The 24,860-nt window shown below is 34.1% G+C and carries 22 protein-coding genes and 1 tRNA gene; 19 read left to right on the forward strand and 4 right to left on the reverse strand.

The window, feature by feature from the left end; translation table 11 throughout:
* Positions 1 to 66 precede the first annotated feature (66 nt).
* From I5677_RS09120 to I5677_RS09160, 9 genes are all read left to right on the forward strand, one after another.
* Positions 67 to 2,997: a DUF3427 domain-containing protein gene (locus tag I5677_RS09120; protein ID WP_197661278.1), complete on the forward strand. Its 2,931-nt coding sequence runs from the start codon at positions 67 to 69 to the stop codon at positions 2,995 to 2,997.
* Positions 2,998 to 3,015: 18 nt separating this feature from the next.
* Positions 3,016 to 3,402, forward strand: a complete 387-nt coding sequence (locus I5677_RS09125; RefSeq protein WP_197661279.1) for a (deoxy)nucleoside triphosphate pyrophosphohydrolase — start codon at positions 3,016 to 3,018, stop codon at positions 3,400 to 3,402.
* A 227-nt stretch (positions 3,403 to 3,629) separates the two neighbouring features.
* Complete coding sequence (locus tag I5677_RS09130) at positions 3,630 to 4,487, forward strand: AAA family ATPase (RefSeq protein ID WP_197661280.1); 858 nt, start codon at positions 3,630 to 3,632, stop codon at positions 4,485 to 4,487.
* On the forward strand, positions 4,477 to 6,114 hold the full coding sequence (locus I5677_RS09135) for an ATP-dependent nuclease (RefSeq protein ID WP_197661281.1): 1,638 nt from the start codon (positions 4,477 to 4,479) through the stop codon (positions 6,112 to 6,114). Before I5677_RS09130 ends, I5677_RS09135 begins: the two co-directional genes overlap by 11 nt.
* Positions 6,111 to 7,217 carry a UvrD-helicase domain-containing protein gene (locus I5677_RS09140; RefSeq protein WP_197661282.1) on the forward strand — a complete coding sequence of 369 codons (1,107 nt, stop codon included), beginning with the start codon at positions 6,111 to 6,113 and terminating at the stop codon, positions 7,215 to 7,217. The genes I5677_RS09135 and I5677_RS09140 overlap by 4 nt, the downstream gene beginning before the upstream one ends.
* 175 nt (positions 7,218 to 7,392) lie before the next feature.
* On the forward strand, positions 7,393 to 7,995 hold the full coding sequence (gene tmk / locus I5677_RS09145; protein ID WP_197661283.1) for a dTMP kinase: 603 nt from the start codon (positions 7,393 to 7,395) through the stop codon (positions 7,993 to 7,995).
* Between the two features lie 6 nt (positions 7,996 to 8,001).
* The gene (locus I5677_RS09150) at positions 8,002 to 9,318 is read left to right on the forward strand and encodes a B12-binding domain-containing radical SAM protein (protein ID WP_197661284.1); all 1,317 of its coding nucleotides are present in this window, start codon (positions 8,002 to 8,004) and stop codon (positions 9,316 to 9,318) included.
* A 13-nt stretch (positions 9,319 to 9,331) separates the two neighbouring features.
* The gene (locus tag I5677_RS09155; RefSeq protein WP_197661285.1) at positions 9,332 to 9,883 is read left to right on the forward strand and encodes a uracil-DNA glycosylase family protein; all 552 of its coding nucleotides are present in this window, start codon (positions 9,332 to 9,334) and stop codon (positions 9,881 to 9,883) included.
* A 188-nt stretch (positions 9,884 to 10,071) separates the two neighbouring features.
* Positions 10,072 to 11,289: a hypothetical protein gene (locus tag I5677_RS09160; RefSeq protein ID WP_197661286.1), complete on the forward strand. Its 1,218-nt coding sequence runs from the start codon at positions 10,072 to 10,074 to the stop codon at positions 11,287 to 11,289.
* Between the two features lie 588 nt (positions 11,290 to 11,877).
* Here the strand turns inward: I5677_RS09160 and I5677_RS09165 are convergent.
* A tRNA-Gly gene (locus I5677_RS09165) sits at positions 11,878 to 11,948 on the reverse strand.
* A 220-nt stretch (positions 11,949 to 12,168) separates the two neighbouring features.
* Between I5677_RS09165 and I5677_RS17425 the strand changes: the two genes are divergently transcribed.
* Positions 12,169 to 13,059: a peptidoglycan DD-metalloendopeptidase family protein gene (locus I5677_RS17425; protein ID WP_197661287.1), complete on the forward strand. Its 891-nt coding sequence runs from the start codon at positions 12,169 to 12,171 to the stop codon at positions 13,057 to 13,059.
* 412 nt (positions 13,060 to 13,471) lie between these two features.
* Here the strand turns inward: I5677_RS17425 and I5677_RS09175 are convergent, their stop codons facing one another.
* Both I5677_RS09175 and I5677_RS09180 read right to left on the reverse strand, forming a co-directional pair.
* Complete coding sequence (locus I5677_RS09175; RefSeq protein ID WP_197661288.1) at positions 13,472 to 14,539, reverse strand: PTS transporter subunit IIC; 1,068 nt, start codon at positions 14,537 to 14,539, stop codon at positions 13,472 to 13,474.
* A 506-nt stretch (positions 14,540 to 15,045) separates the two neighbouring features.
* On the reverse strand, positions 15,046 to 15,558 hold the full coding sequence (locus I5677_RS09180) for a transcription repressor NadR (RefSeq protein ID WP_197661289.1): 513 nt from the start codon (positions 15,556 to 15,558) through the stop codon (positions 15,046 to 15,048).
* A gap of 153 nt (positions 15,559 to 15,711) precedes the next feature.
* Here I5677_RS09180 and I5677_RS09185 point away from each other — a divergent pair, with 153 nt between their 5' ends.
* The 9 genes from I5677_RS09185 to I5677_RS09225 all read left to right on the forward strand — a co-directional run bounded on the left by I5677_RS09185 (position 15,712) and on the right by I5677_RS09225 (position 24,050).
* Positions 15,712 to 15,981 carry a hypothetical protein gene (locus tag I5677_RS09185; RefSeq protein WP_197661290.1) on the forward strand — a complete coding sequence of 90 codons (270 nt, stop codon included), beginning with the start codon at positions 15,712 to 15,714 and terminating at the stop codon, positions 15,979 to 15,981.
* A gap of 2 nt (positions 15,982 to 15,983) precedes the next feature.
* Positions 15,984 to 17,036, forward strand: a complete 1,053-nt coding sequence (locus I5677_RS17210) for a M15 family metallopeptidase (protein WP_243456547.1) — start codon at positions 15,984 to 15,986, stop codon at positions 17,034 to 17,036.
* A gap of 95 nt (positions 17,037 to 17,131) precedes the next feature.
* Complete coding sequence (locus tag I5677_RS09195; RefSeq protein WP_197661291.1) at positions 17,132 to 18,166, forward strand: HD domain-containing phosphohydrolase; 1,035 nt, start codon at positions 17,132 to 17,134, stop codon at positions 18,164 to 18,166.
* Positions 18,167 to 18,180: 14 nt separating this feature from the next.
* Complete coding sequence (gene dnaX / locus I5677_RS09200) at positions 18,181 to 19,758, forward strand: DNA polymerase III subunit gamma/tau (protein WP_197661292.1); 1,578 nt, start codon at positions 18,181 to 18,183, stop codon at positions 19,756 to 19,758.
* A 250-nt stretch (positions 19,759 to 20,008) separates the two neighbouring features.
* On the forward strand, positions 20,009 to 20,362 hold the full coding sequence (locus I5677_RS09205) for a YbaB/EbfC family nucleoid-associated protein (protein WP_197661293.1): 354 nt from the start codon (positions 20,009 to 20,011) through the stop codon (positions 20,360 to 20,362).
* The gene (recR, locus tag I5677_RS09210; protein ID WP_197661294.1) at positions 20,362 to 20,958 is read left to right on the forward strand and encodes a recombination mediator RecR; all 597 of its coding nucleotides are present in this window, start codon (positions 20,362 to 20,364) and stop codon (positions 20,956 to 20,958) included. Before I5677_RS09205 ends, recR begins: the two co-directional genes overlap by 1 nt.
* A 1,085-nt stretch (positions 20,959 to 22,043) precedes the next feature.
* The gene (locus tag I5677_RS17430) at positions 22,044 to 22,535 is read left to right on the forward strand and encodes a Csac_0668 family 2Fe-2S cluster-binding (seleno)protein (RefSeq protein ID WP_330617884.1); all 492 of its coding nucleotides are present in this window, start codon (positions 22,044 to 22,046) and stop codon (positions 22,533 to 22,535) included.
* Positions 22,536 to 22,584: 49 nt separating this feature from the next.
* A complete protein-coding gene (locus I5677_RS09220) occupies positions 22,585 to 23,169 on the forward strand; it encodes a DUF6438 domain-containing protein (RefSeq protein WP_197661295.1) in 585 nt (194 codons plus the stop codon).
* Between the two features lie 494 nt (positions 23,170 to 23,663).
* Positions 23,664 to 24,050 (forward strand): hypothetical protein, encoded by a 387-nt coding sequence (locus tag I5677_RS09225; protein ID WP_197661296.1) that lies wholly within the window; start codon positions 23,664 to 23,666, stop codon positions 24,048 to 24,050.
* Positions 24,051 to 24,338: 288 nt separating this feature from the next.
* Here the strand turns inward: I5677_RS09225 and I5677_RS09230 are convergent, their stop codons facing one another.
* Complete coding sequence (locus tag I5677_RS09230; protein WP_197661297.1) at positions 24,339 to 24,734, reverse strand: four helix bundle protein; 396 nt, start codon at positions 24,732 to 24,734, stop codon at positions 24,339 to 24,341.
* Positions 24,735 to 24,860: the final 126 nt, after the last annotated feature.

The following is a 24,860-nucleotide window of genomic DNA, read 5'->3' on the forward strand; positions in this document are numbered from 1 at the left end:
TGAAAGATGTAAAATGATAGAAATAGATAGTTATTAATATAATAATTAGGGTAGGTAGGATAAATTATGCAAAAGCATGACATTGAGCAAATGGTAAAAGGCTTTGAAACAGCCTTTATTAATCAAAATAGCATATCAAATTTAGCATATAAACCTCAGTTTATATCAAATAACTATAAAGAAGGTAGAAAAGTTTTGTCCTCCATTGAGGATGAGCTTTTAAAATGTGAACAGTTCTATATAAGTGTTGCATTTATTACAATGAGTGGCTTAACTCCATTGCTACAAACCTTAAAAGAATTAGAGACGAAAGGGATACCAGGTCAGATATTAACTACCGATTATCTTAGCTTTAGTGAGCCTAAAGCGTTACATAAACTAGCAGAGCTTAAGAATATAGAATTAAAAATGTATTGTACAGATGAAGCCGAAGAAGGGTTTCACACCAAGGGATATATTTTTAAAGAAGATGAAATCTACAAAATCATTGTTGGAAGCTCTAATATTACTTTGGGAGCGTTGACGAAAAATAAAGAGTGGAATACAAAAATCATTTCTACAAGGCAGGGTGAATTTGCTGATAATATTGTTGAGGAATTTAATACCCTATGGAATGCAAAATCAACAAAAAGCTATTCGGATTTTATAGAGAGTTATACCGTAAGCTATGAGCTGATAAAAAAGCAGAAAGCAATCGCAAAACAATATGAAATTCCTTCTATCGAACAATATAGATTACAACCCAACAAGATGCAGGTTGAATTTGTGTCTAATTTGCGCAAACTTAAGGATGTTGGAGAAGAAAAGGCGTTATTAATTTCTGCTACGGGCACAGGAAAAACCTATGCTTCGGCATTTGCTTTACGAGAGGAAAGTCCGAAGAAGGCATTGTTTGTTGTACATAGGGAACAGATCGCAAAGCAGGCAATTAAAAGCTATAAAAAGGTATTTGGAAATACTAAGAGGTTTGGTCTGATATCAGGTACGTCTAAAGATTACGAGGCTGAATATCTATTCTCCACTATGCAGATGATGGCGAAACCGGAGGTAAGAGAAAGGTTTGCTAGAGATGAGTTTGAATTTATCATTATTGATGAAGTACATAGGGCCGGTGCAGAAAGCTATAAAAAAATCATGGAATACTTTCAGCCGAAGTTTTGGCTTGGTATGACTGCAAGTCCTGATCGCACAGATGGCTTTGATATATATAGGTTATTTAATCATAAGATTGCATATGAAATCAGATTACAACAGGCATTAGAAGAAAATCTGTTATGTCCATTCCACTATTTTGGCATTACGGATTTAGAGATAGACGGTGAAGTGTTTGATGATACAACTGGCATTAGAAATTTTGCAAGGTTGGTATGTGATTCCCGTGTGGATTATGTGATTGAGAAAGCGAATTATTATGGTTATAGCGGAGAACGGGTAAAGGGCTTAATTTTCTGTAGTAGAAAAGATGAGGCAAAAGAGTTATCTGCTAAATTCAATGCACGGGGTTATCATACAGAGTTCCTATGTGGTGAGGATTCGCAAGAATGTCGGGAAGAATGCATCGAGCGTCTAACTAACGACGATAGGACGGATACGTTAGATTATATATTTACTGTTGATATATTCAATGAAGGTGTTGATATACCGGAAATAAATCAAGTGATCATGCTAAGACCGACAGAAAGTCCGATTGTATTCATTCAGCAGTTAGGACGTGGTCTTCGTAAGGCTGAAAATAAGGAGTATGTTGTTATCCTTGATTTTATAGGTAATTACATGAATAACTTCATGATTCCGATTGCCCTATCTGGAGATAGGACGTATAACAAGGATAATATCAGAAGATATTTGTTGGAGGGAGAAAGAATTATTCCGGGATCGTCTACGATTCATTTTGATGAGATCTCGAAGAAGCGGATATTTAACTCGATTGATGCGGCTAACTTTAGTGATATTAAACTTATTAAAGAGAATTATACTAAGCTTAAGAATAAATTAGGTCATATTCCAAGTCTGAAAGATTTTGATGATTATGGGGAAATGGATGTGCTTCGAATTTTTGATAACAATTCATTGGGTTCCTATTATAAGTTTTTAGTAAAATACGAAAAAGATTATAAGATAAGATTAAGTGCTTCGGAGGAAAAGTATATAGAATTTATATCGAAAAAGCTAGCCTCCGGAAAAAGAATTCATGAACTGGAATTATTAAATCGTATGCTGGCTTATCGTTCCGGTTTAATTGGCTTGTTAAAACAGAAACTGGCTTACGATTATAATATTTCGATGGAAGAAAAAACAGTAAAAAATGTTGTTAATGTTATGACCAATGAGTTTCCTTCCGGAACAGGCAAGAAAACTTTTGAGGAGTGTGTATTCCTTGAACCGGACGGGGATGATTATAGGGTCAATAATTCATTTGCTAGAATGTTAGATAATCCGGAGTTTCTAGATATATTAAAGGAATTAATATCATTTGGTATATCCAGAAATAAACGAGATTATGGAAATCGCTATCAGGATACCAATTTTGAATTATATCAAAAATACACTTATGAGGATGTCTGTCGATTACTAGAATGGGAGACAAATGAAGTGCCATTAAACATCGGTGGCTATAAATATGATTCTAAAACGAAAACATTCCCTGTATTTATTAACTATGATAAATCAGATGATATTCAGGCTACGATTAAATATGAGGATCATTTTGTTACACCGAATAATCTGATAGCTATTTCAAAGAGCGGTAGAAATGTACAGTCAGAGGATATACAGAACTTTCTCAATGCACAGGAACGAGGCATTAAAGTGGAATTGTTTGTTCGGAAAAATAAAGATGATAAAATTTCAAAAGAATTCTATTATTTAGGACGCATGCATGCTACCGGAAATACAAATGAAATTATCATGGCAAATACAGATAAAACTGCAGTTGAGATAGAGTGGGTTCTTGATACCCCTGTACGGGAAGATATATATGAGTATATTACAAAATAGATTAACGGGGAGATAAGAATGAAAAAGATTGAAGTTGTGGCAGCTATTATCAAAGACGGAGATAAAATATTAGCAACACAAAGAGGGTATGGAGAGTTCGCCGGTAGTTGGGAATTCCCCGGAGGCAAGATGGAAGAAGGGGAATCAAGGGAAGATGCCTTATGTCGGGAGATAAAAGAAGAACTTGAGGTAGATATTAAGGTGGATGATTATCTACTGACAATAGAGTATGATTATCCAAATTTTCATCTGACCATGCATTGCTATTTTTGTCATGTGGTTGAAGGAGTAATTAATTTTGTGGAGCATACATCGGGGCGCTGGTTAGAAAAGGGAGAGCTAGATACAGTTAAATGGCTTCCTGCGGATTTGGATGTGGTTGAGAAGTTGATGGGGGTTTTATAATTGATTAATACGATTACACTATGGCACCTAGTAGGTGCCATTTTTTTGCATGTGCTGATAATGAGTGATAAAACTCAGAAAGACACCGAAAAAGTACCGAAAAAAGTAAATGATTGTAGAATTGTAGAAAATGTAAATGATTGTAGAATTATATTGAAATTACTCAATTATAAATATATAATGGAATATAATGTAACTTATATTGGGTTTTGATGGAGGAGAAAAGAGTGAAGTTATCATATGTTTCAATTTCAAAATATAGAAGTATCACTACTGCACATAAAATCGACTTATCTAATCTTACAGTTTTGTTGGGACAAAATAATGAGGGAAAGACTTATGTGTTAAAGGCTATTGATTTAGGCATGGAGATATTGCGAAGCATGGAACTTTTACAAAAGAGAAAACGCAGTATCAAACAGTTATATGATTGGCAAGAAGACTTTCCATTATCGCTGCAAACATCAAAAAAGCTACATAATAAGAATACAGAAGTACGAATGGATTTTTCAATGAATGAAGATGAAACTATTGAGTTAAACAATATCATTCGCTCTAATATCAATGGTGCTTTGTCAATATACATCAAAATTGGTGAAAGCAATTCACTTTCTGTAACAATTCCAAAGAGAGGTAAAAACGCTAAGGCTTTGTCAGATAAGATAATTCCTATTAGTAGATTTATTTGTAATAAGTTTGATGTTCAATTTATTCCTGCTGTAAGATCTGAAACGGATGCATATAGCGTTATATCTGAATTAATTAATTTGGAATTATCAAGTATTGAGGATCAAGTCTATAAAGACTCGTTAGAATATATTGAAAAAATTCAACAGGAAAAGTTAGTTTTGTTAGCCAAAAGAGTAAAAACACCACTTGTACAGTTCTTACCGCAAATTAAATCAGTAAATCTATATTTGACCGATCGAATGAGAAAAGGCAATTCTATTTCTGGAAAAATAGTGAACATGGATATAGATGATGGAGTATTAACTAGTTTGTCAAATAAGGGAGATGGGGTAAAAAGTTTATCTACAATAGCAATAAGATTTAATATATTGGGAGGGCGAATTAATGTATATTAGTAAGGTGATAATACATAATTTTAAATGCTATAGAGACTTTGAAATAATACTTAAAGAAGGTTTGAATATCTTAGTGGGAGACAATGAGGCAGGAAAGTCGACAATACTTGAGGCTATTAATTTAGCTCTTACAGGACTTATCAATGGTAAGAGTATATGGAATGAACTTACACAATATTTGTTTAATAAAGAAGTTGTTGATGAATATTTAGCGTCATTAATGACATCTACAACAAAGGAGCTTCCATTTATAATGATTGAAGTATATTTCGGAGGAGAAGAAGTGCCATTAATGAATGGTGATGCAAATAGTGATAAGGATAATAGTGCAGAGGGATTTTCCTTTAAAATCGCTTTTAATGATAAATATTCCGATGAGTATGAAGCTCTAATAAAGCAGGCAGACTTAAAAAGTCTACCAATAGAATATTATGATATTACTTGGACAACATTTGCGCGAGATTCAATTACAATCCGTAGTATACCATACAAATCATCATTAATAGATTCATCAGAATGCAGATATCAAAGTGGTAATGATCTTTATTTATCAAGAATAATAAAGGGAAATCTTGAACCTGAAGATATAACGTCAATTGCACAAGCCCATAGAAAAATGAGAGATTCTTTCATGTGTGAGCCTTCTATTGAAACAATAAACAAGAAAATCAATCAAAGTACAAGTTTGACAGAAAAGAAAATAACATTGTCTGTAGAATTGGTAACGAAAAATGCATGGGAAAATAGTTTGGTTACTCAACTTGATGAAATTCCATTTAATTATATAGGGAAGGGAGAACAGTGTGTTGTAAAAACAGAATTGGCTTTTGCTAAAAAGACAGCAAAAAATGCTGGTATTATTTTGCTAGAAGAACCTGAAAATCATTTATCTCATACAAGGTTAAACCAATTAATTAAATGTATTTCAGACCAGTATTCTGAAAAGCAGATACTCATTTCAACACATAATAGCTTTGTAGCTAATAAACTGGGATTAGAGAATCTTTATTTATTGGATAATATGAAAGTAATAAGGTTCTCTGAACTTTCTGTTAAAACCTATGACTTTTTCAGAAAAATCGCAGGATATGATACATTACGATTGATTTTATGTAAAAGGGCAATTTTGTGTGAGGGTGATTCAGACGAGTTAGTTATACAAAAAGCATATATGCAGTTAAATGAAGGGAAGCTACCCATTCAAGATGGTGTTGAAGTGATTTCTGTAGGTATATCCTTTCTGCGTTTTTTGGAATTAGCAGATTGTTTGAAAAAAAATATTGTTGTTGTGACAGATAATGATGGTGATATAGATGCTATTGATAAGAAGTATAGCAATTATTTAGGTCAAAATTCAAAAGATTATGTTAAAATCTGCGTAGATAGATGTGTAGATTCTGGTAATCTATTAATTGGTAATAGCTATTATAATTATAATACACTAGAACCTAAGTTATTAAAGGTAAATGGACTAGAAAAACTGAACCGTATATTTGAAACAAATTATACCGATGAAGATGAATTGAGAAAATATATGAAACATAATAAGACGGAATGCAGTTTGAAAATTTTTGAGTCAACCGAAATAGTAGAAATGCCAGAATACATTTTGGAGGCCATAAGATGATGAATAAGTTAATTATTGCTGCTGCCGGTTCTGGAAAAACAACATATTTGGTTAAAAGTGCATTACAAGAATCTGATAATATATTAATAACAACATATACAATTGCTAATGAACAAGAAATAAGGAAGAAATTTATCGAGCTAAATGGCTGTATACCTCACAATGTAATAATTAAAACATGGTATGCTTTCCTTTTGCAACATGGCGTAAAACCTTTTCAAGGAGTTTTATTGGATAAAAAAATAACTGGCATGGTACTAGTAAATCAAAAATCCGGGGTTAAATATATGAGTAGAAGAGGACCGGTTTATTATAGTGAAGGCGAGTTATATGGATTTTACTTTACTAAAGAAATGAAAATGTATTCTGATAAAATCTCTAAGTTTGTATGTAGATGCGAAGAAAAGACTGGGGGAGCTGTAATAAAGCGTATCAGCAGATTATTCTCAAAAGTATATATTGATGAAGTTCAGGATATGGCAGGATATGATTTAGAGTTAATTAAATCGTTGTTAAAATCAGATTGTGATTTGACTATGGTGGGGGATCCTCGACAGGTTACTTATCATACTCATAATGAAGCAAAAAACAAGAAGTATACAGTCGGTAATATCGAAGAGTATATAAAAAATGAGTGCAAGCATATAGAGTGCTTATTTGATAAAGAAATATTAAATGACTCATATAGAAATAATAAAAGTATATGTTCATTTTCATCTATGCTCTATCCAGAGTATGAAGAGACTGGGACAAAGGTATTCGAAAAAACCGGTCATGATGGGATTTTTCTTATAAGACTTGATGATGTAGAGAAGTATTTGGCTAAATATAACCCTATGCAACTTCGTGAGAAGAGAACAGTAAAAGTTGTAGATAACTATCCAGTTATTAATATGGGAGAATCAAAAGGTTTAACATTTGATAGAGTTTTAATATATCCAACTGCAACAATGAAAAAATGGATGAACAATCATTCGAATGAACTAAAACCTAAGACGAGATCACAGTTTTATGTAGCAATAACGAGAGCTAAATATAGTGTTGGAATTGTTTATGATTATGATGATCAAATAAAGATAGATGGAATAAAGAAATTTATATAGAAATGTGAGTTGTAGAAAGTAGATAAAAGTAAGAATGACTTGAAATTAGTGATGGTCTAGTAATATTCAACAGATGTAAGCAAAACTTGTATTATAATGTTTTGAATGTGAAGATAGTGAAGATATCTAAATTAAGTAAAAAGAGAATATAACGTTTTATATAAGGAGATACGATATGTTCATAACTTTCGATGGACCGAATGGAGTGGGTAAAACTACTATTATTAATGAAGTGAAACGAGCAATGGAGGTAGATGGATATAAAATTTTCATTACCAGAGAGCCTTCTGACTCTAATATTGGTCAATTTATAAGAAATTCCGAAGAAAAATACAATTCTTATACGTTGGCGAATCTCGTGGCAGCTGATAGACATAATCATATTAAGGAAGAAATATTGCCGCAGTTAGCTAAAGGGGTTATTGTTTTATGCGATAGATATATAGCATCATCATTGATTTTACAGGTTCTTGATGGATTAAGTGCGGTTGAAGTGATGAGAATTAATACATCTATACTTAAGCCGGACATATGTTTCATATTATTGGCAAAAGAAGAGACGATAAATTATCGTTTAGCTACAAGGAAGTGTTTAACAAGATTTGAAAGAGAGTATACGAGTAAAGATGAATTGGAGTTAAGTAGAAAAGCAGCAGATTACTTATCAACAGAAAGTTATAATGTTAAATTAATTAACACGGATCAAAAACTTTCAAATTCTGTTGAAATTATAAAATCAAATTTATTAAATCTTATAAACGGCCTACCAGGGGGGTGACTTATATTGGTTGTACTGGTTAATTCACCTATTTACAAAGATAATAATACAGAGGATACTAATGAATACTTACCTCCTTTAGGATTGGGATATATCGCATCGAACTTGAAGGAAAATGGTATTGAAGTGATGGTATTAGATGCGGTACAAAAAGGCATGAATTTAGATGAAATATGTTGCGAATTACATAAAATTAAACCGGAAGTAATAGGAATCAATATTTTTTCAATTAATATTGATATTGTTAGATCAATGGTTGAATCATATCAAAATGATTGCCGTTTTATTGTTGGCGGTCAATGTGCTAAGCATATTTATAAAGATATTATAGCATGGAATACAAAAAACGAGATTGTTGTAGTAATTGGTGAAGGGGATTATATTACCTCGGATATAACTCTTAATGCTGTGAATGAAACACCTATGTTATGTATTGAGAATAGAAAGGTATATAAGGTAGACACATCATCCAAGTACTATCCTAAGGATCTAGAAAATAATCATTTGAATCGAAATCTACTAAATGAAACAGATATTATAAATCACTTTGGACTTAAAGAAAAAGCTATTATTACTTCGAGAGGGTGTTTTTATAACTGTGCATTTTGTGGAGCTGCAAAAAGCCTAAACACAGAGAGTAATATTAGAATGCTTACTCCACAAGCAATTCTAGAGCAAATCAATGAAATATTCTCGATGGATCCTTCCATAGAATGCATAAGAATATTAGATGACTTATTTTTAAGAAATAAGATCAAAATAAATGAAGCAATTAAAATATTTAACGAAATTTGCTTAAAGTGGAGAGCAATGGCGCATATTAAGTCATTCGTAAATACAGATGATGACAGTTTGGTTAATCTAAAACAAAGCGGTTGTCTTGAGCTATTTATTGGAATTGAATCAGGTTCAGATAAAATAAGAAAATTACTAAAAAAGAATGGAAGTGCAGAGGAAGTAAAGAAAATAATTTATAGACTTCTTAAAGCTGGAATCAACGTTAAAGGGTACTTTATATATGGATTTCCAACAGAAACTAAAGAAGACATGGAAGAAAGTTATCTGTTGGCAAGTTCCCTAAAAGAGAGTTCAAAGTTTTTGAAGGGAGATTTTCGAACAAGCATATTTCAATATAAGCCATACCATGGTACCGAACTATACAACAAATTTGTTGATGGAGTATATGATGATTTAATCTTTCAAGAAAATGAGATTTTGACAGGTATGACCCAGAAGTCTCAATTTAATGGTTACTATAAAAATTTTAGTGAATGTGCAGATGATATATTGTATAATTACATTTATAAAACAAATAACTTGTAAAGTGGAGTTTATTATGTTGGATGAAATAATTAATTGCAGAAAATGTAATATGTGCAATAATCAACTACCATTATTGGATAAGGTTGATGAATGTGATGTAATGTGGGTAGGGTTATCTGCTAAAGAAGTTAAAAATGTTATGGAGGATACACCGTTATCTGCTTCTACCAAATCAGGGGGTCTTATATCTGAAATTGAAACAGAGGTTAAGAAATGTAAGTATTATAAGACTAATGTAGTAAAGTGTTTACCACTAGATAGAGGTGGCAAGTTAAGATATCCTACAAGAAAAGAAATGGACTTGTGTATAACAAACTTGTTTAGAGAAATCGAAATTTTAAAGCCGAAGATAATATTTCTACTTGGAAAAAATGTTATTAAGGCTTTTGAAAATAACATACAAATGGAATTTGATGATTTCAACGATTATAATTACAAAATGTATCAGTTTGGAAACATGAGGGTTATTCCCATACATCACCCTTCCTATATAAGCGTTTATAAAGTTAAAAGTAAAGAAAATTATATTGAGGCTGTTAAAAATTTAATTACTTTTGCTTTATAAAACTTGGACGGTTCATGTCCCAGATCCATACTGAGAAAGCAATCGCAAGAAAAAGACATTTAGACAGTGTATAAATTTTTATTGCTGATTCTCTGGATATAATATTTATAAAATAGGCACATATCCTTTTGACGGGATACTGTCAAGTATTTTTAGACATTATTAATGTCAATAAGAGTGGAGAAGATATGAACTTAGAAAAACAAATGAGAAATGAATTTATTGAACATAATGCCTTTTGGAACTATTATGGTCTGAATGTAGAATCACCTTTTGAAAGCAGAGAATCTGCAAAACGATTTATTAATGATTATTTTAAAACAGGTTCAAAAGAATATGCAGTTTTTGAATGGCGTGAATACGAAGGAGAAGAGTTGTCTTTTCGGAACGGACATACAACCAATGTATTCTTTATAGGTACGATGTTACAAAGATTGATAGATCCATGTTTATTTATAAAATCAGAAGTTGACGGAGAGTATCCATTTTCTTATTTGTGGTTTTTAACATGCTTAGCACATGACTTTGGATATATATATGAAAATGAAATGGACCAACGGAAAATTGCTGAAATAAAAGATAAATATCTAAGATTATGTATCCGTGAAAGAGAGAATAGAAAGTATTCTAGACTGTTTTTATACAATAATAGTAATATGCAGATTAATAGATTAGTCCCCAATATCCCATTAAGGAGTGACAGGTGCTATTTTAGAAATTATTCAATAGTTTCAAGGCAGCAAATCACCGAGTTTGAATGTAACTTTTCATGTAGAAAAGGACTTGAATACAGTAATGGTACTACTATAAAAAGATCTTGGTATAATTATTCTATAAAAGAAAACTATTTTAGGTATCGATTAATAAAAATGAATACTTTGGATCATGGTATTGTTGGCGCGGATAAATTGTTTTCAAGTCTAGTAGATAACTACAAAAAAGAGTACTACAAAAACCGCCAAAATGGTCGCTATGATAACTTTTTTAACAATCAAGGAAGACATTTTTGCTGTGAACAATTCAAAGTATTTGCATATATAACTAATTGTATTGCTGCCCATAATGTTTTTATGTCAGGCAATACAGAGAGAGAAAAACAGTCTTATGCAGAATATAGTTTACAATGTTTATGGCCAGAAAACTATCGAATAATAGACTATGAGGAAGATCCTTTATTATTCATTCTATGTATAGCTGATACTATAGAACCTACAAAGAGATTTAGGGGTATGAATAGTATTACTGTTTTAAGAGAAATAAGTATTAGTTATGATACGGAAGATAATATAATTCATGTTGGAATTGGAAACAAACTAGCACAGACCGAGGAAGGAAAGAAATACATAAGTGATATTACATCATTAAATCAATGGTGCAAAATTAAAACTATGATTGATATACTATAGATACTTTTACCATACAAAAATTTGTTTTACATCATGAGCAATCAAGATATTTTATCAGCTCAAGTTTTCTTTAATTGTTGTAATATCTTCCTTTATATGCTATTTTTAGAGGGGATGGTAGTTGCCTATTGATCGCCTCCCCAAATCTACAGAAAGAGTGAACAATTGGAAGTGAATAATGATAAAAGCGTGATTCCGGGGAACTTAGATCTGCAAGCATTAATAAAACACTTTCCAGCGAGCCTCTTTCACTTATATAATTACTACACGGATAACGGGCGTTGAATTGTAAACCATCAATTCACCGTCGAACAACGTCATTCCTAAAATCATGGAATGACGTCACAAGAAAAAGAAGCTCGCCAGTGGCCTCGCACTTTTTTCTTGCAGTCTTCGCTTCTTTTGGTTGGTTACACACCACGCGGATAATCGGGAAAAAGCCTTGCCTAAAACCATGGCAAGGCTTAGGAAGAATAAAAGCATTTCACCAGTGGGCTCATGTTTTATTCTTCCCGCTTACCTTATATAATCACATAACAAAAAAGAGATACAATACCTGAAAATCGGTATCGTATCTCTTTTTCGTTAAGCGGATAACGGGAATCGAACCCGCATCGCAAGCTTGGGAAGCTCGTGTTTTACCACTAAACTATATCCGCATAATTCTATTTTATAGATTTCTTTAAAATTGTCAATATTTAGATGCCAATGTATGGATTAAATTTTAGTGAATTGGTAACAATTAAATAAGTAACAAAAAAGTTTATTTTTACTTCATGAGGAGACCCGGATGATCTAATAATAAAAAATAAATTCCAGTAAATGACTGAGGTATAAATAAATTATTATCTGAGAAGAATATATCTAGAGGTGATAACAGTGAAAAAGAACAAATTTACCGAATTTTTAAAAGGTAAAGGTTATTATGTGTTATTATTTGTCGGTGTTATAGCTATTGCTGCGATAGCGCTTATCGGGTCTAATTTATCTTCGGATCAAAAGGACCAAGATAACAACTTTGTTGACCTGAATGAACCGGATAATAACATAGCGGCTGATGACAATAACAATGTTGTAGCTGACAATAACCAGGCGTCTGGAGATGTTGCTAATAATCAAGGCAATACACAACCCGGCGTTAAGGATAATTCAAATCAAAATGTTGCAGATAATGACAGCTTACTGGAATTTGATGTCTATACCGAAGCAGAAGAAAATGGTATTGACCTATCCCAAGATCAGGCACAGTCAGAGACTGCACAAGCTGAAGAAGTAGCAGAAGCAGAACCGGATGCTGTTGAAACATCAGGTAATACGGTTCAAGCAGATTCCACCCCGGTTATAGATAGTCTAAAATTCAATAAAGACGCAGGGCTCCTCTGGCCGGTTGAGGGAAACGTAATCATGAAGTATAGTATGGATCATGTGATTTATCATGCAACATTAATGCAGTATAAGTGTAACCCGGCAATTATTATAGATGCTGAGGTGGGAACAGAAGTAAAAGCAGCGGCAAATGGTATCGTTAGCAGCATCGATACGAACGAAGAGACAGGACTTACCGTTACAATGAATGTTGGTGATGGTTATAGTTTAGTCTATGGTCAGTTAGAAGATGTTTCTTTAAAAGTAGGAGACAAGCTAGCCGAAGGAGAAGTAATTGGAATCGTTAGTGAACCCACAAAATACTATTCCGTGGAAGGAAGTAATCTTTATTTTCAGGTTTTAGAAAATGAAGAAACAATGAATCCTATGTTATTACTTCGTTAATGAAATGAAAATGTATCATAAAGAAGAGGATGCATTCCATGATAGGAGCATCCTCTCTTTCTATATATAGTCAATTAAATATATCTATTATAAGCTAATGTTAATAAGTACAACTAACATTTTAATGTTTAGAAGCATCAACTAATTTACTTATTTCTATGGTTCTAATGGTTTCGCATCTAAATAACTACATCTATTATATCCGGCGAATTCAACCTAATTTAAAGAGTTTTATAAAAGAGTTATAAAGAAACGTATCATATCCTCATATCCTTTCAGGATAGAAGGTACTTAACGTTAAATTTATCTTTATTTTCTATAATAAATAATTATCGTTATCTTAGATAGAAACGATAAACTCTCCACATATATCTTCACATATATCTTCACATATTTTACATCCGATTATTAATTACAGTTCCAGCTTCATATCGCCTAGTTTAATCCAGTTTTTACGTCTCATAAATTCAGAGATTACAAGGGATAAGATTGCGGGAAGTATAAAGTGTAATAAAGCAATCTTTAATAATACCAACCCTGCGCCCTCTGTTGCGGTCATTGTTTGGAAGGTCATTATCTGGCCTACTAAACCGGAGGTTCCCATACCTGAACCGGTCGCATTGTTCGTCATTTTAAATACCATAGTGGATAAAGGACCTAAGATGGCGCTGGTGATGATAGCAGGAAGCCATATGATTGGTTTTCTATAGATGTTTGGTACCTGTAGCATACTGGTTCCAATTCCCTGAGCGATTAATCCGCCGGTCTTATTCTCCCGGTAGCTGGCAACGGCAAAACCAATCATGTTAGCTGCACAACCTACGGTTGCCGCACCTGCGGATAAGCCTCCAAGACCAAGGGCAATACCCAGTGCCGCTGAACTGATGGGAAGTGTAAGGATCATACCCATTAAAACGGCTACCATAATACCCATTAAGAAGGGCTGTTGTTTTGTTCCAAATTCAATTAATTCTCCAATTCTGGTCATAAAAGCTGAGATCGGAGGTCCAATGATTAAACCAACGATGGAACCGGATAAGATAGATGCCATAGGAGTTACTATAATATCCAGCTTTGTTTTTCCTGCCACCAGGTTACCAATCTCAATACCTACATAGGCTGCAACAAATGCACCCAGAGGCTCTCCGGGGCCGATTAACTGTACGATGCCGCTCTCCAACAGAAAGCTTCCGGCTGCAATTTTAGCAGCAAAGGCACCAACCATACCGGCGGTTGCCGCAGATACTACGACCAGAGGACTTACTTTAAACTTATATGCCACGCCTACACCGATACCGGCACCGGTAAGAGAGGCAGCTGCCTTACCAATCAGGAATAAGGTATCACCAACGCTTCCCCCAATTAAGTTAGCGATCTGCTGAATGATGGTTCCGATGATCAGTGTTGAAAATAAGCCAAGAGCCATTCCGCTAAGACCATCAATAAAAATTCGATTTAAATACTTTTTAAATGCTTTCATCCTCTACTCCTTCAGAAAAGTTATTATTTTATCAATTAATTCTCTATAATACATATACGACATTACAGCTGTCTTGTCAACAGTAAAATTAAATGTAAGGTAAGGCGTTTCTCATTTATTCCTACAAATATAACTATATTATTTAATCTTACAAATTAATTCGCTTACAATAAATAATGCCTTAACAGCTGCTAACAGGACATGAAACCGCAGAGTAATGTGTATGAAACACGTGATATAAGTCACTTCCATAATTTCTATATTTTTATTATTCCCTTATAACTTGCGATATAACAACTTACGCACCTAGTAAATATCAATAGAGATTCTACACCAATACGACGATTTGAAATTATTTCATTATAAAAATGCATACTAAAAAACCACTGCCGACTGAATTGCCCCCTCCATAAATTAGACCTAAAAATCTAGCTTATGAGGGTCAGTTCAATAGACAATGGTTCTATCTTACAACTAAGAAATTACATTAATTACAATTCTATTATTTACTCCGACAGATAATTCTTTTCCCTTAAGGCCTGCTCGATACGATTAAGCGTTTCTTCCGAATCCGCTTCAATGGTGTGTTGATGTACTCCGGCGGTCAATTCCTTCAAGGGTACGATCTGTTTCTCTTTAACTTTTTTCACAAAATCATAGACATCGCTTCGGTTGCGTATTACAAGCTCCGTGTTAATTTCTCCGTATATTTCATGAACCACGATTACATCTATGACTTTACCACCATGATCCACTATGGTACAAAGTTCATCCTCTATCTGTTGCGTGGTATGCTTAACTTTCATAACGCGTCTATGTTTGGATTGTTCTATGGAATAGAGCAGATAGCCCTTGGTGGTCGAGATAATATTAATATCGGAAGCACGAAGCAGTGCAATATCCTGAACGATGACCTGACGGCTTACCCCTAAGAGTTTAGCCAGCTCCCCGCCGGATACAGGGCTTGTACCTTCTTTTAATATCTGTATTAAATTCTCCCTGCGTTTGTTTCCTTCCATGGTTACACCTCTATAATTGCCGGAAATGACTTTTCATTTATCCGCTATTCATATATAATAAATGTTGATACTATGAGAATAATTATATACTGACAGGAAATAAATATCAACTTTTTCCTGGAGAGTAGTTCATATAATAGAAAGAGGAGTACTATGTTTAGACTATGGGCAAAAGTTTTTACGAATAACAAGTTAATCAAAGATATCGTGATATGTAATGATGATAAGGATATGAGAAGAACGCAGAAAATATTCGCGGCAATGGATGAAATCTGTCACACCTTCGATTTATCAAAGCCGATTTGGTTAGATTCCACAGTGGCGGATTTTAAACGTCATGATAAGACCAGATTTACGCAGGATAACTTTATGGAGCCGATTGACTTCGATTATCTGGAGATTCATGTGATTGAGGAGGATTAGGATTGAATCGTAAAAATATCTTCTTGCTGATGATCTTTCTGTTCGCCGTGGCAGCAGGGGCCTGTGATAAAAGCAGTAATACCAACCCGGCCCTATCTGAGGATCAGGACGGACCTATCATAGACAGGGACCTTGTTACGAAAGAAGACGGTGATGAAAAAAACCGTAAGGATAATGCCGATGAACGGTTATCCCATCAGCAACCGGTGAAGGGTGATATGACAGGGGAAGCTGTACAAAGCGAGGAGAGTAATGATATGGAAGATCAAAATCCGATAACAAATGATAAGGATAAGCTTAACATACAGGATGATGGAGCTAAAGCTCCGGACGAAAAGCCACAGGATAGTCCTTCTGAAGCTTATTTTGAAGTTTTATCCGATGATAAATCTCATATGGAGACGATAAAAACCTTGGATGCCGGTTCTTGTCTTGGCGATATTCAATACGAAGATTCTATACTAAAACAGCTGTTTTACGCAGAAGACATTACGGATACAATAAAACAGAGAATAGAAGGTAAATCCTATGGTAAGGACTGCAATATACCCTATGAGGATCTTCGTTATATTAGAGCATTACATATAGGCTTTGATCATAAAACCTATATCGGGGAAATGATTGTGAATAAGGCAATCGCTGAGGATATCATAGAGATACTATATGAGTTGTATCAGGCAGATTATCCGATTGAACGAATGGTTCTGGTGGATGAATATGATGCAGACGATATTAAATCCATGGAGGCAAATAACAGCTCAGCTTTTAATTATCGTAATGTGGAGGGAACAAAACGATTATCCCTTCATAGCTATGGAATGGCAGTTGATATCAATCCATTATATAATCCTTATGTAAGAGAGTTAGACGGTAAAATTGACGTTCTTCCAAGAAGCGGAGAGGAATACGCAGATCGCACGAAGGAATCTCCTTATTATATTAAAAAAGGGGATATCTGCTATCAGGCATTTACAAAGAGAGGCTTTACCTGGGGCGGGGAATGGAAGAATTCGAAGGATTACCAGCATTTTCAGAAAGCTATCGATGAGAAGTAATAGAATCAGTGTTAGCATTGATTTTAAAAATCCATAATGATATAATGTCAAAAGATAAGATATTAACGCAAGACGGACGGATAAGGAGCGGCTGTATGAGGCATATCATAGTATTAAGCGATGATAATTCAATACAAGGAGAGATTAGCCGGACCTTAGAACAGGCCGGTTATAAGGTATCTGCTATGGAGTTTTCAGCAGTATCATCGGAGCTTCTTATGCAACAACCGGAGCTTATACTACTTGACACCTCTTTAAGTAATACTAAGGCTTATATGCTTTATGATAAATTAAAGGACGGGATGATAATTCCAGAGATACCGATTTTGTTCCTTGTCGAAGGGGATAATGAAAGTATCCTAAAGGCTGTGAAAGCCGGTGCCGCTGATGTTATTACAAAGCCAATTCTACCGGAGATTTTAACGAACAGAGCTAACCTCCAGTTAGAACTGATGGAATACCGTAAAAAGGTGCCGGAAGTAGAAAAATATCAGGATGCCATATCCGTAAGCTTTGCGGAGCTGGTAGAGTGCCGGGATTATACCACCGGAGGTCATCTGAAGAATACAACCCTATATTTTAAAATACTTTTAGAGGAAGTACTAAAACAGGATAAGTATAAACATCTATTTTCACAGGAAGAGGTTAGGGACTTGGTGAGAGCCGCCCCCCTTCATGATATTGGAAAAATCGGTATTAATGATGATATCCTTCGAAAAGCCTCTACCCTTAATTATAATGAGTTTGAGTACATGAAGACCCATACGATACTGGGGAAAGAAACCTTCGAAAAGATTATCAAAGAAACTGGGGGTACCAGGGTATTACAACTGGCGAAGGATTTGGCTTATTGCCATCATGAAAGATGGGATGGGACAGGATATCCCAGTGGATTAAAAGGGGATGAGATACCGCTTTATGCGAGAATTCTTACCATTGCAGATGTATATGATGCATTAACGTCAGACCGTGCCTATAAAGAAGCATTTTCCCATCAAAAGGCTCTAAAAATCATAACAGAAGGAAAGGGTAGTATATTCGACCCGGACTTAATTGATATATTTATTCATATTAACGAACGATTTGAACAGGCGCTTTATCAGAAAGAACAAGAGGGCGCCGTTTCATAGAAAGGAAGCTGTTTATGTCCTATACGGCTCTTTACAGAAAGTTTCGCCCGGACAATTTTCATGATGTGAAAGGGCAGGAACATATTGTATCAACAATTAAAAATCAGATGAAGGCTGGCAGAATCGGACATGCCTATCTTTTTTGCGGAACAAGGGGAACCGGTAAGACTACAGTAGCCAAGCTACTTGCAAAGGTGGTTAATTGTGAGAACCCGGTGGATGGAAATCCCTGCAATGAATGTAGGATGTGCAAGGGGATTGCGGCCCAAACCTCGATGAATGTCATAGAAATCGATGCGGCCTCCAATAACGGCGTGGATAATGTCCGTGAGATTGTGGAAGAAGTACGGTATTCGCCCACCGAAGGTCGATATAAGGTGTATATTATTGACGAGGTGCATATGCTTTCCACGGGAGCCTTTAATGCACTGCTTAAAACAATAGAAGAACCTCCCTCTTATGTCATCTTTATCTTGGCAACCACAGAGGTTCATAAGATACCGATTACAATCTTATCCCGTTGTCAAAGATATGATTTTAAGAGAATAACGGTTGATACCATCACAGACCGGCTCTCGGAGCTGATGAGGGAAGAGAATATTGAAGCAGAGGAAAAGGCGCTTCGTTATGTTGCCAGAGTGGCGGACGGTTCTCTACGTGATGCCCTCAGCTTACTGGATCAGTGTATCTCCTTCTATCTGGGGCAAAAGATAACCTATGATAATGTTTTAGAAGTACTTGGAGCAGTTGACACCCTGGTTTATGCTAGACTTTTGGAACTTATCCGCAATCAAGATGTAGCAGGCTGTATTAAGCTATTGGAAGAGATTGAAAGCAGTGGTCGTGACCTGGGACAGTTTACAATTGAATTTATCTGGTATCTGCGTAATCTATTGTTAATTAAAACCTCCGAAGATGTATCGGAACTAATCATAGAGATTTCCTCGGAGAACATGGAGATTATGCAAAAGGAAGCCACTTTTATAGAGGAAACGGTTTTAATGAGATATATCAGGGTGTTCTCGGAACTGTCGAATCAGATCCGCTATGCCTCCAGAAAAAGAGTCTTGATAGAGATTGCTCTGATTAAGCTATGTAAACCGGAGATGGAACAAAATCTTGATTCTATATTAGATCGCATGAAGCGGTTAGAAGAAAAATTAGAAAAAGGGGTAGTTGTAGATGCGGGAGAGCATGCCGCGACAGCGCCTATGGCAGATACGAAAGCTCCTCCTGTGAAAAAACCGGTGATATTACCGGAAGCCCTACCGGAGGATATGAAGGAAGCGGCAAAGAACTGGAGAAATATTGTGTCTCAGGTAACAAGGAAAGCCCCGGCCTTAGGCTCGGTATTACACGGAGCAACCTTAAGTATGGACGGGGAGCAAGGTCTTTTAATTGTGGTTATGAACAGCCTCGATAAGGATGTGATTGAAAGAGAAGCGCATCTTCAACTGATCAAGGATGTGATAGCCGGGCTTATCCAAAAACAGGTACAGATAAAGGTGAAGTTTTTGGATAAAGAGAAGGAACGTATGGATGAGGTTGTGGATTTAACAAAAATCATAAAAATGCCGATTCAATACGAGTAAACAGGTATTGATAATATAGAAAAAGCGATATGGATGATAGGATCAAAAAGTATACTGCATCTAAATTAGAAGATAAGTTAATCTAATATTGTGATTTATCGTTTTGCAAAGTCAGTTGATTGACATACTTGCTTAACAGTAATCTAATAAGTAATAACTAATATTTACGTAATTGGTATAATATTATAAAATATAAGATAGTCTCTATAGTAAATCACCGTATAGAGGAGAATGAAAGGAGTAATATAAGATGGCTAAAAGAGGTGGATTTCCCGGAGGCGGTTTGCCCGGAAATATGAACAATTTAATGAAACAGGCACAGAGAATGCAAAAACAAATGGAGGAAAAGACCAAGGAATTGGAAGATAAGGTTTGGGAAGCCAGTGCCGGCGGTGGAGCTGTAACAGTTACGGTCTCCGGTAAGAAAGAACTGGTTTCTGTTAAACTTGCCCCTGAAGTGGTTGATCCCGATGATATAGAGATGTTACAGGACTTAATCGTTGCAGCGGCAAATGAAGCACTTAGAAAGATGGAGGAAGAATCATCTGAGGTAATGGGTCAGATTACCGGCGGTATGGGCGGTCTTGGAGGATTTCCTTTCTAATGGATTATTACAGTAATCAAATCAGTAAGTTAATAGAGGAGCTCTCAAGACTTCCGGGAATTGGTACAAAGACAGCCCAGAGGCTTGCTTTTCATATCATTAATATGCCTGAGGAACAGGTAGCGGGTCTCTCAAGTTCCATTGTTGAAGCGAAGAAAAATATCCGTTACTGTAAGGACTGCTTAACCTTAACGGATAAGGAGTTATGTCCGATCTGCTCCTCTCAGGGAAGAAATAAACGCCAGATTATGGTTGTTGAGAATCCCAGGGATCTGGCCGCTTATGAAAAGACAGGCAAGTACGACGGAGTTTATCATGTCCTTCACGGTGCGATATCACCCATGCTTGGTATAGGTCCGGCAGATATTAAGTTGAAGGAGCTGATGTTGCGTCTTCAGGGGGACATTGATGAAGTGATCATAGCAACCAACTCAAGCCTAGAAGGTGAAGCAACGGCCATGTATCTTAGTAAGCTGATTAAACCGGCAGGTATTAAGGTAAGTAGGATTGCCAGCGGTATCCCGGTTGGCGGTGACTTGGAATACATTGACGAAGTAACACTTCTGCGGGCCTTTGAGGGCAGGGTGGAACTGTAAAATAAAAAATCATAATGTATTACCCAAATAAACTTATATCAAAAAGCAAATTCAACACTAAAGTTGTATCAAAGGACATGGTTTTAAGGAGGCGAAAGCCTTTCTTTCTACCATGTTTTTTATTTCTTAATCCTTATTCCTTGCATCTTGGCTCTATTCGTATAGCCTTGAAAAGTCAATGGATGGAAAGACTAAATGGAAAACAGAATGGAAAAGAAAAATGGATAAAAAACACTCTTAACCCTTGATCCTTAACCCGTAATTCTGAAACAACTTTATTTGCATTTCAGCAGGATTAAGGCCTAAGATTTAAGGGAAAAGTGAATGGAATTGAGAATGGATGATAAAATGGATAAAAATGGGGATTGGCTTGAGTAGGGGGTTGTGGGGAGAATTATGATAAATGTTTATTTGCAGGGTGAAAAATGTTTATTTGGTGTATACATAGATAGAATCAAGAAAAAAGGGTTAAGAAATAAGAAAAAAATAGAACAGAAATGAAGGACTTAAAAACTTATATCAAAGTGAAAATAAAGTTGTATTACTGGGAGCATAGGAAAAAGAAAAAAAGAATGTCATGCCTTGATAATACAGGGGTTGGGTAGTATGAGTCCCATTAAGATAATGGTAAAAACAGTATTTTTATGATAGAACATTATTTACATAATGATAAAACATGGCCTTTTTTTCTGTTTCTAAAAATTGCTCAAAATAAAAAGACTTTAAAACAGTGAAAACGAAAAGTTATATCAAAATAAAAATAAAGTTGTGAGGGAGGGATCTTAGAAGTTTTTTCTAAAGACATTGTTTAACTATATAAAATTATAACAATAAAAATATAAGAGGCTCAATAGATAGCAGGGTATCGTACTAATGTGGTGATATATAATTGAGAAGTCATTCTTGGTCAGTGTATAATAAAAATATGATTGGGTTTGTTGTAAAAAGTCTTTAGAAAGAGCATTTAATGAAAATATACCAATAGAAGTAAGCAAGAAAATTGAATATATATTTACTTGTTATTTTCAATAAAATTCAATGGTGTTAAGTGGAAAAGTAATAATAGAACTTTGGAGGTGTACTTATTGGAAAATAAAGATATTAAGAGATCCTGTTGAATAAGTGACGAAAATTCTGCTAGTATAGCAGAAAGAGTCTATATATGCCCTGTATGTAAAGGGCATACCCAAGAGGTTAAAGCCATAACTGTCAAACATTTTGTAGTAGAAAGTCTTGTAGACATGATTTATGAGGAGAATTATCGCACTTGCTTAAATGAAGATTGTGATGTTATCTACTATGACTTAGGGGAGAAAACAATATTCAGAAAAAAAGATATGAAAATTCCTATTTGGTATAAAAAAGATGCTGACCCTAAATATATATGTTACTGCAATCAAGTTACAGAGAAACAAATTATTAATGCAGTTTTAAATGATGGGGCGAAAAATATAAAGGATATTATTAGGTTTACTGGAGCAATGAAGAATGGAAAATGCGAAATAAAGAATCCTTTAGGTAAATGCTGTAGTCCTTTTATTCAAGAGACTATTAATAAAGTTTTAAATAATAAATAGAAATCTATGAGCATCATTCTTTTTATGAACAATAATTGGAGGATGGAAAATGTTCGATAATATAAGATTGGAAAGAACAATGTGTTATGGGAATTGCCCTGTTTATAATGTGACAGTAGATAAAGAGGGTAATGATAAATATGAAGGAGAAATGTTTGTATATAAAAGTGGAGAGTATCAGTGGAAGATTCCAAGCAAGAAGGTAAAACAGTTAATTGATTTAATTGAGAACTTTGGATTTAAATCTTTCGTTTATCAACCACTAAATGGGTTAGTTACAGATCAACCTTCTTGTATTACCACAGTAAAATATTCTGATGGTGATTCTAAAGAAATTGATCATTACTATGGTGATATTTTACTAGACGATAGTCTAACAGATTTTGAAAAAAAGATAGAGAACATAATTGGTACTAAAAAATATGTGAATCCCAAATTATATATATACGAAGTAACCGAAAAGGTTGCAGAGCCACTATGCAGATATTTAGTTATTTCTGCTTCAAAGGAAGAAGCGATAAATTTAGTAAATAAAGAATCTGATATACAAGATATACTGGAGTGGCAAATAAACAAGATAGGAATTGCTACAGATGATTATTATGGACCTGTGATAATAATGAAAGGTATTTAATTATAAAATAAAAGTTGCCTGTAATAGATTGTTTTCACATAAAAATTAGTATAATACAAACAAAAGATAGGTACTGCAAATGCCTTGACTTCTGGAGTGTTTTTTATAAGAGAAGTGTTTCTGATTTTAGTGCATAAGAATAAAGGCAATTAAAGAATTGTTTTTCTTATTCTTTTACAGTAAAATATAAATATATAAAAATTGATGATTCAAAAGGAGCCATTTGTACATGATTTATGTATATAATAGGTTAGTGTTTAAAATAAATAATGAAATGGAAAAGGCCGCCTGTTGCTAATTACAGGCGGTCTTTCATATTATATGTAATTTTAAATTTTTATAAAAATACAAAAATACACTTTAGAAAGTAGGTAATGAGTATGAGTTTCCAAGGCATAGAAAAAGTAATTATTTTAGCGGTGCTAATTATTGCAATGGTTGGGATTTTTGTAATGGTTAAAAGAAAATAATTAATATGAAGGAGGAAAATTATAGTGAGAGAAATAACAGAAGAACAGAAAAAGGAAATAATAACTAATTACAATTATCTATCAGACTATCAGAGGAAGGTATTATATAGTTTATATCTGGTTCTTAAAGATAAAAGTAAGGAGATTGAAAGTGCAGTAACTTATATCTATGATTACGAAGTTAGAGTTACACAGGAGGAATTACAAGAAATATATAGTTTAGTGAATAAGCCTTTAATGTTTGATATAGGCAATATAAACTCGTGTATAAACTGGCTTGAGGGATATGATTGTATAACAATGGAAAAAAGTAAAATAGCCAGAAACTTTAAAATTTCCGATAAGGTAAAATGGATTCTAAGCAATGCAGTATTTGATGAGAATAAGAAAATAATAGACTTAAATATATAATAAATTTAGTGAAAAATTTTTTATGACTATTTAAAAGATAAAACAATCTCTTCTCTTTAATTCTTATGACTTAAACTATTTATCAGGAGGTTTAATAGTGCATCCTAGAAAAATATATGGTCTAAAAAATAACTACTGGGAAAAACAGAAGAAAAAATGGGCTAAGTTAGTTAGGTTATTCAGAGGTTACTAAGTGGAAGAATACTTATAAAATGTAAAATATTAGAGTTAAATTTATCATATGTTTATAAAGATGTTTACTAAGTAATAAGGAAGAATAAGGTAAACCTATTCTTCCTCACATTCCATATACATAAATAGTTTTTTTCTATATCCATGAAGCATCTTTACTATTTCATCAATTACTAGATTAATTGAGTCAAATTGATCTTGGGTGATATATTTTCGTCTAAGACATAGCAATAGCCAACTTTTAGTCTCCATTGTGGAGCCAATAGCAATATTAATATGATATAATTCTCGCTTTACAGAATACTGGCTATTTCCTTCAGCAATATTGGCAGATACAGAATTTGCAGATCTAATGATTTGAGATTTGGTTGCATATTCTTCAAACTTGGGAAAGTTTCCTAGTATTCCATATATAAGATCGCTTAGTTCAATGGCCTTATGCCAAACCTTCAATTGGGTAAAATCTCTAATTTGTGTTGTCTGATTACTCATATAAATCATCCTTTCGTTTATGTATTTTGTAGGAGACAGAAAAAATAAAATGTATTATCTCTATCCCCTTATGGAATTAACATAACACATAAGAATAAGTAATCAGGTGGAAAGGTTGAAATTTTT

This window comes from Mobilitalea sibirica, from assembly GCF_015999265.1.
Classification (GTDB): domain Bacteria; phylum Bacillota; class Clostridia; order Lachnospirales; family Lachnospiraceae; genus Mobilitalea; species Mobilitalea sibirica.